The organism is Paenibacillus sp. J31P316, from assembly GCF_056269105.1.
Map to the genome: position 1 here is coordinate 152,274 of NZ_JBWDNI010000003.1, position 15,493 is coordinate 167,766.

17 protein-coding genes are annotated in these 15,493 nt (G+C 53.7%); 10 read left to right on the forward strand and 7 right to left on the reverse strand.

Features of this window, described 5'->3' with window-relative positions:
- Positions 1-35 precede the first annotated feature (35 nt).
- The 7 genes from AC0YNU_RS11875 to AC0YNU_RS11905 form a co-directional block, all read right to left on the reverse strand.
- Positions 36-812 carry a pirin family protein gene (locus tag AC0YNU_RS11875; protein ID WP_475756539.1) on the reverse strand — a complete coding sequence of 259 codons (777 nt, stop codon included), beginning with the start codon at positions 810-812 and terminating at the stop codon, positions 36-38.
- Between the two features lie 26 nt (positions 813-838).
- Positions 839-1,219 (reverse strand): DoxX family protein, encoded by a 381-nt coding sequence (locus AC0YNU_RS11880; protein ID WP_475756541.1) that lies wholly within the window; start codon positions 1,217-1,219, stop codon positions 839-841.
- A 23-nt stretch (positions 1,220-1,242) separates the two neighbouring features.
- Entirely contained in the window at positions 1,243-1,689 is a 447-nt protein-coding gene (locus AC0YNU_RS11885) for a MarR family winged helix-turn-helix transcriptional regulator (RefSeq protein WP_475756543.1), read from the reverse strand.
- A gap of 179 nt (positions 1,690-1,868) precedes the next feature.
- Complete coding sequence (locus tag AC0YNU_RS11890; protein WP_475756545.1) at positions 1,869-2,858, reverse strand: ABC transporter ATP-binding protein; 990 nt, start codon at positions 2,856-2,858, stop codon at positions 1,869-1,871.
- A gap of 75 nt (positions 2,859-2,933) precedes the next feature.
- Positions 2,934-3,728, reverse strand: coding sequence for an ABC transporter permease (locus AC0YNU_RS11895; protein ID WP_475756547.1), 795 nt, complete (start codon positions 3,726-3,728; stop codon positions 2,934-2,936).
- The gene (locus tag AC0YNU_RS11900; protein WP_475756549.1) at positions 3,725-4,501 is read right to left on the reverse strand and encodes an ABC transporter permease; all 777 of its coding nucleotides are present in this window, start codon (positions 4,499-4,501) and stop codon (positions 3,725-3,727) included. Before AC0YNU_RS11900 ends, AC0YNU_RS11895 begins: the two co-directional genes overlap by 4 nt.
- Positions 4,502-4,695: 194 nt before the next feature.
- A complete protein-coding gene (locus AC0YNU_RS11905; protein WP_475756551.1) occupies positions 4,696-5,427 on the reverse strand; it encodes a hypothetical protein in 732 nt (243 codons plus the stop codon).
- Positions 5,428-5,776: 349 nt separating this feature from the next.
- On the opposite strand from AC0YNU_RS11905, the gene coxB reads away from it, so the two are divergent.
- The 10 genes from coxB to AC0YNU_RS11955 all read left to right on the forward strand — a co-directional run bounded on the left by coxB (position 5,777) and on the right by AC0YNU_RS11955 (position 15,492).
- Complete coding sequence (coxB, locus tag AC0YNU_RS11910; protein ID WP_475756553.1) at positions 5,777-6,820, forward strand: cytochrome c oxidase subunit II; 1,044 nt, start codon at positions 5,777-5,779, stop codon at positions 6,818-6,820.
- 11 nt (positions 6,821-6,831) lie between these two features.
- Complete coding sequence (gene ctaD, locus AC0YNU_RS11915; RefSeq protein ID WP_475756555.1) at positions 6,832-8,742, forward strand: cytochrome c oxidase subunit I; 1,911 nt, start codon at positions 6,832-6,834, stop codon at positions 8,740-8,742.
- Entirely contained in the window at positions 8,739-9,359 is a 621-nt protein-coding gene (locus tag AC0YNU_RS11920) for a cytochrome c oxidase subunit 3 (protein ID WP_475756557.1), read from the forward strand. The genes ctaD and AC0YNU_RS11920 overlap by 4 nt, the downstream gene beginning before the upstream one ends.
- 3 nt (positions 9,360-9,362) lie before the next feature.
- The gene (locus AC0YNU_RS11925) at positions 9,363-9,680 is read left to right on the forward strand and encodes a cytochrome C oxidase subunit IV family protein (protein ID WP_161695578.1); all 318 of its coding nucleotides are present in this window, start codon (positions 9,363-9,365) and stop codon (positions 9,678-9,680) included.
- Positions 9,681-9,768: 88 nt separating this feature from the next.
- A complete protein-coding gene (gene ctaG, locus AC0YNU_RS11930) occupies positions 9,769-10,674 on the forward strand; it encodes a cytochrome c oxidase assembly factor CtaG (protein WP_475756559.1) in 906 nt (301 codons plus the stop codon).
- Between the two features lie 58 nt (positions 10,675-10,732).
- Positions 10,733-11,200: a DUF420 domain-containing protein gene (locus AC0YNU_RS11935; RefSeq protein WP_475756562.1), complete on the forward strand. Its 468-nt coding sequence runs from the start codon at positions 10,733-10,735 to the stop codon at positions 11,198-11,200.
- Between the two features lie 365 nt (positions 11,201-11,565).
- Positions 11,566-12,621 carry an aldose 1-epimerase family protein gene (locus AC0YNU_RS11940; protein WP_475756564.1) on the forward strand — a complete coding sequence of 352 codons (1,056 nt, stop codon included), beginning with the start codon at positions 11,566-11,568 and terminating at the stop codon, positions 12,619-12,621.
- A 4-nt stretch (positions 12,622-12,625) separates the two neighbouring features.
- A complete protein-coding gene (locus AC0YNU_RS11945; RefSeq protein ID WP_475756566.1) occupies positions 12,626-13,387 on the forward strand; it encodes a DeoR/GlpR family DNA-binding transcription regulator in 762 nt (253 codons plus the stop codon).
- Between the two features lie 97 nt (positions 13,388-13,484).
- The gene (locus AC0YNU_RS11950; protein WP_475756568.1) at positions 13,485-14,330 is read left to right on the forward strand and encodes a class I fructose-bisphosphate aldolase; all 846 of its coding nucleotides are present in this window, start codon (positions 13,485-13,487) and stop codon (positions 14,328-14,330) included.
- 1 nt (position 14,331) lies between these two features.
- The gene (locus tag AC0YNU_RS11955) at positions 14,332-15,492 is read left to right on the forward strand and encodes a Gfo/Idh/MocA family protein (RefSeq protein WP_475756570.1); all 1,161 of its coding nucleotides are present in this window, start codon (positions 14,332-14,334) and stop codon (positions 15,490-15,492) included.
- Position 15,493 lies beyond the last annotated feature (1 nt).

The following is a 15,493-nucleotide window of genomic DNA, read 5'->3' on the forward strand; positions in this document are numbered from 1 at the left end:
CGATGCGCGATATAACCGTTATGACGATAGCGGTATTAACGTTTCGGATACAGCGGATAGTCGACCGATGTCGGCACGTCGATCAGAATCAGGCGGAGCGTCGTCTCAGCGTCGGCGGTAATGACGGCATGATCGGATCTTTCCGCACGAACGAGCACGAAATCCTTATGCTTGAATGCCGTACGATTCTCCGGCTGGCCAGCATAGGACCAGGAACCGTCGCCGCGGATCGCGAGCGCGGTGAGGGAACGGCCTTCCTCCACGGGATGCGAATACGCAGCGCCCGGCTCGACCTCCACGTCCCACATGCGGGCATCGGCTACGATATGAATCGGCGAGCCTTCGCCAATGACAGTTTTCTTGGTATAACCGCTGCCTTGCTCCAAGGGAAACGCTTCATGCTCGTATTGGTTGTAGGTCGGTTGCGTTAGCAGCGCCTCTTGGACGGAGGGCTCGAACCATATTTGGAAGCCTTCCATATCCGGACCGACGAAGCGCTCTTCGTGGCTGACGCCGGAGCCGGTCTGCATCAATTGCACGCCGCCTGCGCCGATGCTGCTTTTCGTGCCCAGCGTATCCCCATGCTCGGCTTTACCCGCCACGACGTAAGTCATGATTTCGAAAGCCTGATGAGGATGGAGCGGAATATAGCCGTCTTGTTTCGCATGCGCCCATGCCCAGTAGAACAAGGTGCTGACCCGTTTCACGACAGCGCCTTCGCCGGAGAAGCCGATCGGCTTTTGCTCCGTGATTTTACCGCCGTCAAAGGCGCCGGTTGCTTGCAGCGTTGGTCCGTACACGAGTGTTTGCATATGAATTCCTCCCATATGTTGAAGTGTTATAATTTATAGTCTCCAGCGCCGACAAGCGCCAGGCCGACGGAGACCGCGATCATGATGATGTTGTATTCCATGCCGTTCTGTCTCACCCAGAAGCCGAATCTGAAGTGAATGGATGCGATGGCGCCGAGCATCGTCAGGACGATCAATGCGGCGGCGATGTACAGCCAGTGGCCGAGAGAGAATAGCAGGCCGCCGGCCAGTTCGGCCGATCCTGCCAGCAATGCGAACGTAATGCCCGGCTTCAGGCCGATGGAACTCATCCAACTGCCTGTTCCTTTCAGTCCGTATCCGCCGAACCAGCCAAACAGCTTCTGGGTGCCATGTCCCGTGAGCGTCAATCCAACAGCTAGACGAATGATCAATAAGCCAAGCGACATGCTAATGCGAATCTCCTCCGATACTACGTAAAACTTTGCTGGGCGGCAATGCCGAGCTTCTTCAGCAGCTGCACGGCTTGTGCTTGCTCCTCCGGCGTTAGGCCGCTGACCGCTTGCGAGATCGCTTCCGCGTGGGGCGGGAAGGCTTCATCCAGAAAAGCTTTTCCTTGCTCCGTAATCTCGGCAAACGTAACTCTCCGGTCCGTCGGGCAGGCTTTGCGCTTCGCCAAGCCTTTGTCCGCGAGCTTGTCGATCACGTACGTAATGTTTCCGCTCGTCATCAATATTTTCTCGCCGATCTGTTGAAGCGGCTGTTCGCCTTTATGATACAGAAGCTCAAGAACAGCGAATTCGGTCGGGTTGAGACCGCGGCTGCGTATGTCCTGATGAACATGCGCCGTGACCCATTGATGCGCGCGGGAAAGGGTAATAAACAGTTGAAGCTCATTGGTTCTATTCGATGTCGTCAATGTCTTCACCTCATTCGAGAGTAGGTATCCAAAGGCAGCATAGGCTACAGTTAAAATTGTTTAATATTCAATATCTTAATTTAAAGATATATCAATTCGAACCCAATGTCAAGCTCATAGTCCGCAATGGGCAGTCCCCCAACGCACTTTGCGTTGAAGGAAGTTTGCCCCAATGAAGGTTAATAAATCCGATGGACGATTTCTTCGAAATCCGGCTCTTCCATATGCACGTCCTCGATCTCCCCATACTGCTCCAGAATGCGCAGGGCGTCCATCGCGCTTAATTGCTCCCGGTTGCAGGCGGCCGTCAAGATTCGTTCGTCCTCGCCGCAGCTTAATTGAAGCCCGTTGAAATTCGAATGCGCGATCGAATGCCTGGCTGAATCGGCGATCGGGAATTTATAGGTAATGCGGATGAGGGTAGGCAGGCCAATGCGCCGGCGAAGATCGTCAATGCTGCCGTCGAAGCCCAGCTTGCCGTCGTTGATGACGATCACCCGGCTGCAGAGCTGTTCGATATCGTCCATGTCATGCGTCGTCAGCAGAACCGTTTTGCCGAGATTCTTGTTAATGGACTTGAGAAAATGGCGGATGCTCCGCTTTGCCGTAACGTCGAGCCCGATGGTCGGTTCGTCGAGGAAGAGAATCTCCGGATCATGCAGCAGTGCTGCCGCAAGATCGGAGCGCATGCGCTGTCCGAGCGAGAGCTTGCGGGCCGGCGTGTCCATGAACGGTTCCAGCTCCAGCAGCTCGGCGAGCTCGGCAAGCCGCCGCTTCTTCGTGCCGGCTTCGATGCCGTACATGGCTGCAAGGATATCGAATGAATCGCGAACGGGCAAATCCCACCACAGCTGGGTTCGCTGACCGAAGAGCACGCCTAGCTTCCTCGCGACGCGCCTCCGGTCGTGATGAGGACTCAATCCATCGATGGTGACGCGGCCGGACGTCGGGTGAAGGATGCCGGAAAGCATTTTGATCGTGGTCGATTTGCCGGCGCCATTCGGTCCGATATAGCCGACGAACTCGCCCGGAGCGATGGTGAAGTTGATATCCGCCACGGCGTTCTTGATGCGGACATCGCGGGAGAACAGCATGCGGACGCCTTTGAAGGCGCCCTCCTTCGCAGCCGCCGTGCGGAATTGCTTCGATAAGTGTTGAACCTGGATCATGCCGGATGGTTCACTCCTTCCGATAGGGAATGGGTAAGCTGAATTGACCGTAGGTCATTCTTTTCAACCTTTTCTCTAAGTCCCCGTGCTTTGATAGCGCATTAATCCCCGTCTCCACAGCAGCAGTCCGGCACCGAACAGGCAGGCGGCCACGACAGGAGATGCGAGCAGCAGTCCGATCCCGCCTTCGCCCCGAAGCAGGTACAGGGAAGGCACATAGTTGGCAAAAGCAACAGGGATGGCCGTCAGCAGCATGCCTTGCATCCATTTCGGGTAGATCGACACCGGGTATTGCACGGCCGTTCGGGCCGCGTCTTCGGTAATGGTCTGCAGCTCTTCGATGCGGGTAAGCCAGAAGCCGACGGATGCAGTCAGCAAGCCGATGGCAAACAGCAATAGGGCGCCCGATAACACGATTACCAAGGTATACGGGATCGCCGTCCACGTGATTTGGCCATGCTGAAACAGCTCCCGCATGCAGAGGATCAGTACCGTCAAGCCTTGAAGGACTTCACCGATGCGAAACGAGACGTTTTGAGACATGAGGCCGAGCAGAATCGGAATCGGCCGTAGCAGCAGATTGTCGAGATCCCCGCTGACCAAATAATGCTCCAGATGGTGAACGTCCGAAGCGAGCGTTCGGTAAATCGCCTTCGACAGCGTGAGCACGGCGTACAAGTAGCCGGCTTCCTCCAGGCTCCACCCTTTGATATGGCCGAACTTGGCCAGGATGACGGCAAGCATCGCGAACTCGACGACATTGATGATGGCCGCCATGATCGTGGAGAACCAGAAATTGAACTTATACTGCATCCGGCTGCGTAGACTTGCCGCCGCAAGCAGCTTATACATGCGCAGTTGTTCCTTCATCCGCCATGCACCTCCACCTTGCGGCGCATCCTGCTCGTTACGAACAGGCAGACTCCCGTCAATAAGGCGCACCAGCCGGCTGATCCCAGCAAGCTAGAAGCATCCTCGAGACCGAGATATAATTTTGACGGTATATAATGAAGAAACGGGTAAAAAGAGGCGTGGCTGAGCACGCGAAGCCAGCCCGGCAGCCATTCGACGGGAATGAGAAAGCCGGAAAGCAGCATACTGAAGGCGTAGTTCACCCAGTACAGCCAACGCGACTCCGTCGTCCAGAGCGCGGCGGCGCCAATCAGGAAGTTGATGCAGATGGAAATGTATGCGGCGAGCGCAAGAGCAACAGCGGTCCATAGAAAGGTGATCAACGAGGAAGGGACGTGAAGCGGGAGGAGCAACAGGTACAGCGCGTAGATCGGGATGCTTTTGTACAGCAGCTGGTAAGTGATCTGACCCCATTCGCGGCACATCAACTGATAGAAGAAATGTACCGGACGCATAAGATCCGTGGCGATTTGGCCCGTTCGAACGGATTGTTCGATGCCGAGGCCGTTGGTGAGGAAGGAGACGACCCAAAGACTGACTTGATTGAAGGCGACGTAACTGATCATGCCGTTCAATCCGTACGTTCCGAGCGATTGGCTTTGTCCGATGCCAACCCAGATGGAGACGTAGATGAAACCGAAGATGGCGCTCGCAAGGTTGTGTACCATATGGGCGCCGCGATACTGCAAATTGCGGCGATAGGTCTTGCGCGCCAAAGTGAGGAATAACATGGGTCACCTCCGTCAATGTAAGCTTGCGGCAAAGCCGTATTGCTTGCGTTGCAGGTGAAATGGCGCAGAGAGAGAGCGAGAAATATCATATCGTAACTAGCAGATTTAGGCAAATTATTTTTTTTCTTCATTTATATAGGAGAACAGGCGAAAGCCGGAGCGTCCAATGACGCCCCGGCTGAGGGATTGAGCGGTTATTTGTGCGCTGCGGCTTGTCCTTGCTGAACGTCGAGCGGAGCAGGAACATCATTGCCGCCGACGAACTGATGTTTCACCAGCTTGTTGAAGGAAGGCAGCCAAGGCATAAGCGAATGCCCTGCCCAAGCTTCCTGCGCGTACTGAATCAAGTGATTGTTGAATTCCTTGTTCGCGGAGATGTGCACCTCTTGGACGGAAGGCGCCAGCTTGCGGACATGAACCGCGATCGTTTGCTTCAGCTCGCTGGAGATTTGATTATGGTCATTGATGGTAAAATATGAATTGTAGGGTGTTGCGATTCGCTGGTTATTCCAGTACGGACTGCCGGTATCGTTGTTGTATACGCCCTGCGTCGACCCGGAGTTGTCCTGCTCGCGGGTCGCGCGGCCGCCCGACTTCATCGTTCCGGTCGCCGTCCAGTCCGTCGTAATGCCGACGTATGCGTTTTTGTCCGTCAGCATGACGAGCGCTCCGGCCACGCCGTTAATGCTCGAGACATCGTTGGAAATGAGGGAACTGTATTCGAACCAGGCGTTGTCATGCTGGCCCGGCAATCCGCTTACGGTGCCGTACATACGGCTGCCCAGCATTTTTGGATCGCCTTTGTTTTTGCTGCCGTAATCGTATGTGCTGTTTTGAACGTAACGCTCGTAATTGCAGCCGCTCATGACGACCAAGCTTAGCGTTACAGCGGTAAGCAAAGTAAGAATACGTGCTTGCTTTATCATAAGGTCGCTCCTTTCGTCAGCTTACCCTTAGAATGGGCGGAGGAAGATCAAATATGCATGGCGATTCGATACATAAAGAACCATGGTTTATGCACACAATGTAGGATAGACATGGAGCTTCACGCCAGTCGATTGGCAAGCTAAAAAACGAGAAAATCCGTTGATTTTACTGGGATGAGAACATTTTGTGAACATCCTTGGGAACATTGACAAATAGCACCTTCAACTTTATATTTATTAAAGTGATTAGATTGCGGAAGTTGTCTAAACATCTAGGAATTGCAAGCAGCAGAGCCGCTTTTTTCACTGTCTACGGCTGCTGTCAAAACGTAAAAAGTGGGGTTGATTGATGATGAATCGGTGGCACGTTCTAAAACGGCTATTGCCGCTTCTCGCCGGAATGGTGTTGCTGCTGTCAGCTTGCGGACGAGCTGACCTGTCGACGCTGAGACCGCAAGGACCGGTAGCCGAAGAACAGTTCGGACTAATGAAACTTACGATCACGATCATGGTTGTCGTCGTTCTGATCGTATTTGTAATCGCAGGATATGTAATTATTCGCTATCGCCGCCGTCCGGGTGACAAGTCGATCCCGGTTCAAGTGGAAGGCAACCACAAGCTGGAGATTATTTGGACGGTCATTCCAATTATCCTCCTGATTATCGTCGGTATCCCGACGGTCAATTCCGTATTCGGACTTGCGAAGGATTACACGAAAGATCCGAATGCCGTGCAAATCAACGTAACGGCTCACCAGTACTGGTGGGAATTCGAATATCCGAATCTGGGTGTTAAGACTGCACAAGAGCTGCTGATCCCAGAAGGCACGATCATTTCCGTGGAAGCGAAGACGGCAGACGTCCTTCACTCCTTCTGGATTCCGTCCCTGGCAGGTAAAGTAGATACGAACCCAGGCGGCAACGTGAACAGAATGTACTTCAAAGCCGATCATACCGGCGTATTCCTCGGTAAGTGCGCGGAGCTCTGCGGACCTTCCCACTCCCTGATGGACTTTAAAGTAAAAGTCGTGGACAAAGCTTCCTTCGATCGTTGGGTTGCAGCGATGAAAAATCCGGTTGCCCTTCCTGAAGACCAGGAAATCGCAACAGTACTTAACAAGCAATGTCTGACTTGCCACGCAATCGGCGATAAAGGCGTTCAGCTTTATCCGAATTTGACCGGTATCGGCAGCCGAGAATCCGTTGGCGGAAAGTTGATCAATACGGATCAACCTGAATACGACAACGAAGGTTCGGTCGAAGATAACCTCAAAACTTGGATTAAAGATCCGCAAGCCGTAAAACCGGGTACGCTGATGCCTAAGGTAGACCTCACGGATCAACAAATCGATGCCATCGCGAAGTACTTGGCAGGATTGAAACTCGACTATTAAACACCTACGGAATGAAGGAGGTACCTACTTTGGCTCACGCACATGCGGTTAAGCGGTATAGCGGTCTTATGGACTGGCTGACGACCGTTGACCATAAAAAGATCGGCATTCTGTATTTGATATCAGGCGGATTCTTCTTCCTGGTAGGCGGACTGGAAGCGCTCCTAATCCGGATTCAGCTATGGAAGCCGCTTAACGACTTCGTAGCAGCACATACTTATAACGAATTGCTGACGATGCATGGTACGACGATGATCTTCCTCGCGGCCATGCCGATCATATTCGCCTTAATGAATGCGATCGTGCCTTTGCAGATCGGCGCGCGCGACGTAGCGTTTCCGTTCGTTAATGCCATCGGCTTCTGGACATTCTTCGCAGGCGGCGTCCTGCTGAATGTCAGCTGGTTCGCAGGCGGGGCGCCTGATGCAGGCTGGACGTCATATGCGCCGTTAGCGACGCCGACATTCAGCGGCGGACATGGCGTCGACTACTACGTCATCGGTCTTCAAATCGCCGGTATCGGTACACTGGTCGGCGGGATCAACTTCTTGGTTACGATCATCAATATGCGCGCTCCGGGCATGAGCTTCATGCGTATGCCGATGTTTACATGGACAGCGTTTATCACTTCTGCTTTGATCTTGTTCGCTTTCCCGGCGCTGACAGTCGGCCTGGTAGCGATGATGTTCGACCGCCTCTTCGGCGGGAACTTCTTTGAACCGACCAACGGCGGTAACGCAGTGCTATGGGAACACATCTTCTGGATTTTCGGACATCCCGAAGTGTATATCCTTATCCTGCCGGCATTCGGTGTCATCTCCGAGGTTATCAGTACGTTCTCGCGCAAACGGCTGTTCGGTTACAGCTCGATGGTATTCGCAACCGTGCTGATCGGCTTCCTAGGCTTCATGGTATGGGCGCATCACATGTTTACGACAGGCCTCGGGCCTGTAGCGAATGCATTGTTCTCCATTGCGACGATGCTGATCGCCGTACCGACCGGTATCAAAATCTTCAACTGGTTGTTCACGATGTGGGGCGGTTCCATTCGCTTCACGACCGCTAACCTGTTCGCTGTAGGCTTCGTTCCTACATTCGTAATGGGCGGCGTTACAGGGGTTATGCTTGCAGCGGCTCCTGCCGACTTCCAGTATCACGATTCGTACTTCGTCGTTGCCCATTTCCATTATGTTATCGTGGGCGGCTTGATTCTAGGATTGTTCTCGGGCCTATACTATTGGTGGCCGAAAATGTTCGGACGCATGCTGAACGAAGGTCTTGGCAAGCTTTGCTTCTGGACATTCTTCCTTGGCTTCCACCTCACGTTCTTCGTGCAGCATTTCCTTGGTCTGATGGGGATGCCGCGCCGCGTATGGACGTATCTGGACGGCCTCGGCTTCAATAACCTGAACATGATCAGTACGGTCGGCGCTTTCTTGATGGGCGTCGGTACAATCGTGTTCTTGCTGAACATCGTCATTACAGCGTTCAAACCGCGCGATGCAGCCAACGACCCTTGGGAAGATGGCCGTACGCTGGAATGGACGATTCCGTCCCCTGCGCCGGAATACAACTTTGCTCAAACGCCGCTCGTTCGCGGATACGATGCCTTCTGGAAAGAAAAAATGGAAGGCAAGAAGGAAATGCTGCCTGCTGAACCGCTTGGTTCGATTCACATGCCTTCGCCTTCGATTCTGCCATTCTTTATGGCAGTCGGCCTGTTTATCTCGGGTCTCGGCTTCATGTACGGCAAAGGCGAATACGGCGATGGCTTCAAAGCTTTCTTGTTCAACAATCACATCGTAGCGATTCTTGGCTTGGCGATTACACTGTTCTGCATGTTCTTGCGTTCGGTGTATGACGATCATGGCTTCCATATCGAAGTGGATGAAATCACTGGAGATAAGGGGGTAAAAGCATGAGCGCACATTCACACGTAGACGGCCAACTGCCGCACGAGCCTGAGAAGGCTACGCTTGAAGGCCGCAATAAGGTTCTTGGTTTCTGGTTGTTCCTTGGTGCGGAAACCGTATTGTTCGGAACGCTCTTCTCCGCGTTCCTGGCGCTTCGTCATCAAGTAGGTGACGGCAATCCAACCGCTCAAGAATTGTTCGAGTTATCGACAACCGCTTGGGCAACGTTTATCCTGTTGACGTCTTCCTTGACCAGCGTGTTCGCGATTCAATCGATGCACACGAACAAAGTGAAGTCGATGATCGTTTGGCTGATCGTGACCGTTTTGCTCGGTTTGGGATTCCTTGGACTCGAGATCGTCGAATTCGCGACTTACGTGGACGAAGGGCATAAGTTCTCCACAAGCGCATTCAGTACATCCTTCTATACACTGGTCGGCTTCCATGGCGCCCACGTATTGTTCGGGATTCTCTGGATCGGCATTCTGATCGCGCAAGTCATGAAAAAAGGCTTGAACGTCACAACTGCTCCGAAGATATATGTAGCCGGTATTTACTGGCACTTTATCGACGTCGTGTGGGTATTCATCTTCACCGTCGTGTACTTGATGGGAAAGGTGGGCTAATCAATGTCGAGTCAACATTCCTCAGTCGAAGAGCAAGCTAAACACCATAAGCACGAAGGTCCTAAGAAGCATATCATTGGGTTCATCATGTCCATCCTGCTGACAATCATCGCATTCTCGATGGTTGCAGCAGGTGAAATCAATACTACGTTCATCTACATCTTCTTGGTACTCATGGCGTGCGTCCAAGTCTTTATCCAAATGGGCTTCTGGATGCATATGAAGGATCGCGGTCATCTGTACCCGATTATCGGTATTCTCATGGGCGTGTTCGTCGTATTCACGATTGTCATCATGGCCGAGTACTGGGCTTGGTGGTAATACGGTCTTAAATTGAAGAGGGGGAGGTCCTTGCCGGCCCCCTCTTTTGTTGTAAATGAGTGTCACCTTGGAAAGGGGTACCAACTTCATGCTTGGATTGCAATATTTCAGCTTTGATCAGTTGTGGAGCCCATGGTTTTTCTTCTTGATGACAGCGTTAGTCATACTCTATTTCTATTTAGCTGGACCTTGGAAGGAAAAGCATGCGCCGCAGGAGCCGAAAGTAACCGGCCTGCAGAAGACATTGTTTGTTTCGGGCATGGCGCTGTTGTATATGGCAATGGGCGGGCCGCTTCAACTGCTCGGACATATGATGTTTACGTTTCATATGGTTAACATGTCCCTGGCGTATTTGATTGCGCCGCCGCTGCTGCTGCTGGGCATTCCCGCTTATCTATGGCGCAGCATGTTTCGAGCTCCTTACTGGTCCAAGCTGAATTGGGCCATGCATCCGATCTTGACCCTCGTGCTCTTCAATATGCTGTTCTCGATGTATCACGTTCCGGTCGTGCATGATTATATCATGCTTCATTTTACGATTCATCGACTCTTCTATTTGGTATTGCTTGTCACTTCATTGATGATGTGGTGGCAGATAGCTTGTCCGGTGCCGGAATGGAACCGTCTTACGGATCTCCGCAAGATGGCTTATATATTCGCGAACGGCATGCTGCTTACGCCTGCGTGCGCGCTTATTATCTTCTCTAGTACTTCCATGTATGCCACCTACAGCGACCCTGAGGTTTGGGCGAAGGCGATGGGTTATTGCATCGGCGGCGCAGACGCAAGCCAGCTGCTCACGAAATTCACGGGGCCGACCTTCTTTAATTTGATGGCGCCGGCAGAAGATCAGCAGCTCGGCGGCATTGTGATGAAGCTGGTACAAGAAGTCATGTACGGCTGCATTCTTGCTTATGTCTTCTTCCAGTGGTATAAGAAAGAGCATGGAGATTCGAAGGATGACGAGATTCCGGATAACGGCGCTTGGAGCTGAAGCGCTTCGGCGGTTTAACGATAGAATGAACTTTGTGTAGAAATGGACGGGATGAATCTTGTCAAAGTACGATATTTTACCGACGATCAGTACCTCCTTCATCGTCATTAGCGCGATACTGGTCGCAATCGGCTGGAACCTGGCAATCAAGCGGAAGCTGGAAGCGCATAAGAAAGTCATGCTGGCGGGAGCAGTAGCCGCGCTGCTGTTCTTCATCATCTACATGTCCCGCACCATCTTCGTCGGCAATACCGACTGGGGCGGTTCGGATGAAATGAAACCGTATTATCTGACGTTTCTCTTCTTCCATATCGTTCTCGCAACATCAGGCGCGGTATTCGGCATCACAACGCTGACGCTAGGGTTCCGTCAAAGTTTCTCGAAGCATCGCAAGTGGGGCCGCGTGACATCACTCGTGTGGTTTTTCACGGCGATTACGGGCGTCATCGTGTATGTCCTGCTTTATCTGATGTATCCGGGCGGTCATACGAAGCCGGTGTTAGACGTGTTGTTTGGCGGAAGCTAAGAGACAGGCGAATGCTGAACTCCCTGACTTAGTCGAAGAAGCTGGATGAATGCTGCATTTCCGTCTCGCGACGGAAACGCAAACCAATCATCCTACGCAAACCAATCACCCCTAAGGTGAATGCTACATTCCCTGACTGTCGTCAGTGAACGTAAGCCAATCACCTGGGTGAATGCTGGATTCCCAGTTCGGGAATCCAAACCAATCACTCCTAAGGCGAATGCTGTATTCCATGACCTCCGTCATGGAACACAAACCAATCACCCCTAAGCGGTAAATCTCCTTGTGAGGTTTGCCGCTTTTTTGTACAATGAATGTTAGATAAGAACATTCATTGTTTGTTTTAAACAGTGGGAGGGTGAACGATGCAGCTTCATGGACGGCAGTTTACGAGAAGGGAAATCGAAGCGCGCGTTGGGCGAATCGAGCAGCTTGGCGGGATCAGGCGGTTGCGGCATGCCGAAGGCAATGAAGCTGGAGCCGCCGTCATTGCGGTACGGACCGGTGCTGGTCTATCCTATGAGGTCACGCCGGATAAGGGCTTGGACATCTCGCTGGCTTCGTTCTCCGGCTCTTCTCTGACATGGCAGTCGGGTAATGGGGATGTGCATCCGGCCTACTATGATGATCAAGGCGCTGGCTGGCTGCGTACGGCATCCGGAGGTTTATTCATGAGCTGCGGCTTGATTCACGTGGGTTCTCCAAGCACGGTTGACGGTACGACGTACAGCTTTCACGGACGGGCGCATCATACGCCGGCGAGACAGGTAAGCGCGGAAAGCTCCTGGGAAGGCGACGAACTGGAGTTACGCGTTCGGGGCGTAATCGAAGAGACGTCGATCTTTGGTGGGCATCTGCGGCTGCGGCGAGAAATTCGGAGCCGGTTGGGCGAGAATGCGATATGGATTCACGATGTCGTCGAGAATGCAGGGTTTCAAGCTTGTCCGCATATGATGCTGTATCATTTTAACTTCGGTTATCCGTTGATGACGGAAAACACGCAGCTCCATTTTCCCGGCGGTGCAGTCAAGGCGAGGGAAGCGGAGACTCCGCTTGATGGCTACAATCAGTGGGACGCTCCTACGGCCGGATACCAAGAGCGGGTATATTACCACGAGCTGCCGCAGCGTGCAGAAGGACGCGCGGAGGTTGTCATTCATCAGCCGCGATTTCCGCTTGCTGCCGGTATGACGGCACCCATCTCGGTGAAGCTGAATTGGGATACAACGTCGCTGCCTCGGCTGGTTCAATGGAAAATGCCGGGAGCAGGCGTGCATGCCTTAGGCATCGAGCCGTCCAATTGCTGCGTGGAAGGCATGGATGCCGAGCGTCAGCGAGGAACGCTTCGTATGCTGGAGCCGGGCGAGTCGGTCCACTATGATTTGAAGTTATCGGTCGGGAGCAATGGACAGGAGGGTTAAAGAAATGAGTTTAAATGAACGTCAGCAGCAGCTGCTCGGCTTGTTGGAAAGCAGCGGCGAAGTGAAGGTAGCCGGATTGAAGGAGATGTTCGGCGTAACGGAAATGACGATCAGGCGCGACCTGGAGAAGCTGGAGCTTGCCGGCTGCGTGAAACGTACCTTCGGCGGCGCGATTCTGGCTTCCAAGGATATTGCGATCGGAGAACGAACTGGCGTCATGGCGGAAGAAAAGCAAGCCATCGGGAGAGCGGCAGCCGCGCTCGTGCAGGAGAATGACGCGATCTTCATCGACGGGGGCACGACGACGCTCCAAGTAGCTCGTCATTTGAAGGCCGACATGAACATCACGGTCGTGACGAATGCCCTTAACATCGCGATGGAGCTCTTGGAGAAGCGGATCACGACAGTCGTGACGGGCGGGATGGCACTTGAAGCTACGTCAACGCTGGTTGGTCCGGGAACGCTCGAGACGATCGGCAATATGGCATTCGACCGCATATTCCTCGGGACGACAGGACTTACGGCGAAGCACGGCTTCTGTAACTCCAACATGTACGAGGCGGAGATCAAACGGATGGCGATCGCGCAGGCCTCGGAAGTCATTGTCGTCGCGGACCATACGAAGTTCGGAGCGAAGGAGCTGTTCTCGTTCGCCGGTATCGCGGACGTTCAGCGCGTCATAAGCAGCCGTTTGCCGGAGGAACAGCTCTTAGCGGCATGCAAGGAGAGCGGGTTGGAGCTGCTTATTGCGAGCGTGAATGTTTGATTCGAACATAAGTGTAGACATAACCCATAGTCTGCGTTAGTATAATGTTATAAACGAACATTATTTGTTCTAACAGAACAGAGGGGAATGAATACGGATGTCAGTCAAACCAAGGCTAAACCGCATGTTCAGCGAGCAGGGAAAGTGTTTCGACGTGGCGGTGGACCACGGCTTCTTTAATGAGGTGTCGTTCTTGTCCGGTATCGAGAATATGAAGCAGGCGGTGCAAACGATCGTCGACGCGAATCCGGACTGCATTCAGCTTAGCATCGGGCAGGCGAAATGGGTCCAGGACGTGCCGGGCAAGAAGAAGCCGGGTCTCGTGCTGCGTACGGATGCGGCGAATATCTATGGAACGGAGCTGCCGCGTTTTCTGTTCAGTGAGCTGATCGATCGAGCGATCGAAAAAGCCGTATCGCTTGATGCGGTCGCCGTTTGCGTCAATCTGCTGCTGCTGCCGAACCAGCCGGAGCTGCATCATCAATGCGTGCGCAACATTTCGCTGCTGAAGAGCGAGTGCGAGAAATACGGCATGCCGCTGATGGTCGAGCCGCTCGTCATGCTGCCTAACGAAGCGAAGGGCGGCTATATGGTCGACGGAGATATCAACAAAATCATGCCGCTCGTCCGTCAAGGCGTCGAGCTTGGCGCGGATGTCATCAAAGCCGATCCCAGCGATGACGTCTCCCACTATCATCGCGTCATCGAAATCGCATCCGGCATTCCGGTGCTCGTGCGCGGCGGCGGCCGCGCAAGCGACGAAGAAATCGCGAATCGTACGGTAGAACTGATGAACCAGGGAGCTTCCGGCATCGTATACGGCCGCAACGTCATTCAACACCCGAACCCGGCAGGCATGACGAACGCCTTGATGGCAATCGTGCACCATGGCGCGTCCGCCGAGCAGGCGCTCGCGATCCTGAGCGGACAGGAGGCGCGCTAATATGAGCAAGCGCATCATTAATTTCGGTGTTATCGGCTGCGGATTGATGGGTAAGGAATTCGCCAGCGCCGCTGCTAGATGGCTGCATCTGGAGGGCGTCGATTTCGAGCCGCGCATCGTGGCCGTATGCGACGCGAACCCGGCGGCGACGGAATGGTTCAAGCGGCAGGTGCCTAGCGTGGAGCGTTCGTACGCCGATTACAAGGAGCTGCTTGCGGACGGCGAGGTTGAAGCGATCTACTGCGCGGTGCCGCATAATCTGCACGCGCAGATCTATGCGGATATCATCGAAGCCGGCAAACATTTGCTAGGCGAGAAGCCGTTCGGCATCGATGCGGAAGCGAACGCGCGCATTCAAGCGGCACTGGAGGCGAATCCGGGCGTGATCGTGCGCTGTTCCTCGGAGTTTCCTTTTTACCCCGGCGCGCATCAGATCATTCAGTGGGTGAACGAAGGCAAATTCGGCCGCATCATCGAGGTCGAGGCCGGTTTCTGGCATTCCAGCGACCTGGATCCGACGAAGCCGATCAACTGGAAGCGGCGGATCGCAACGAATGGCGAATACGGCTGCATGGGCGATCTCGGCATGCACGTACTGCATTTGCCGATGCGTTTCGGCTGGAAACCGAGCAGCGTCCGTGCGCTGTTAAGCAAGATCGTATCGGAGCGTCCCGACGGCAAAGGAGGCAGCGTGCCTTGCGAAACGTGGGATAACGCGATACTGGCCTGCGAGGTCGAGACGGCGGATCAACAGTTTCCGATGGTGCTGTCCACCAAACGGATCGCGCCGGGCCATGCCAACACATGGTTCATCCGTATTCAAGGTACGGACATGTCGGCAGAATTCAGTACCAAGAATCCGAAGCAAGTCTCGTCGCTGCCGTATTCCCCAGGCAAGCAGCAGGCTTGGCATACGGTGGATGTGCCTTACAAATCGGCCTACGGCACGATTACGGGCGGAATCTTCGAATTCGGCTTCTCGGATTCCATTCTGCAAATGTGGGCTGCCTTCTGCGACGAATTGGCGCACGGAACGGACGGCATGACGCAGCCATTCCGGTGCGCGACGCCGGAAGAAGCAGGCGGAAGCCATCGCGTATTCACGGCTGCGCTGGAATCCCAGCGTACCGGAACTAACGTAGCGATCGACTGGAGGGACTAAG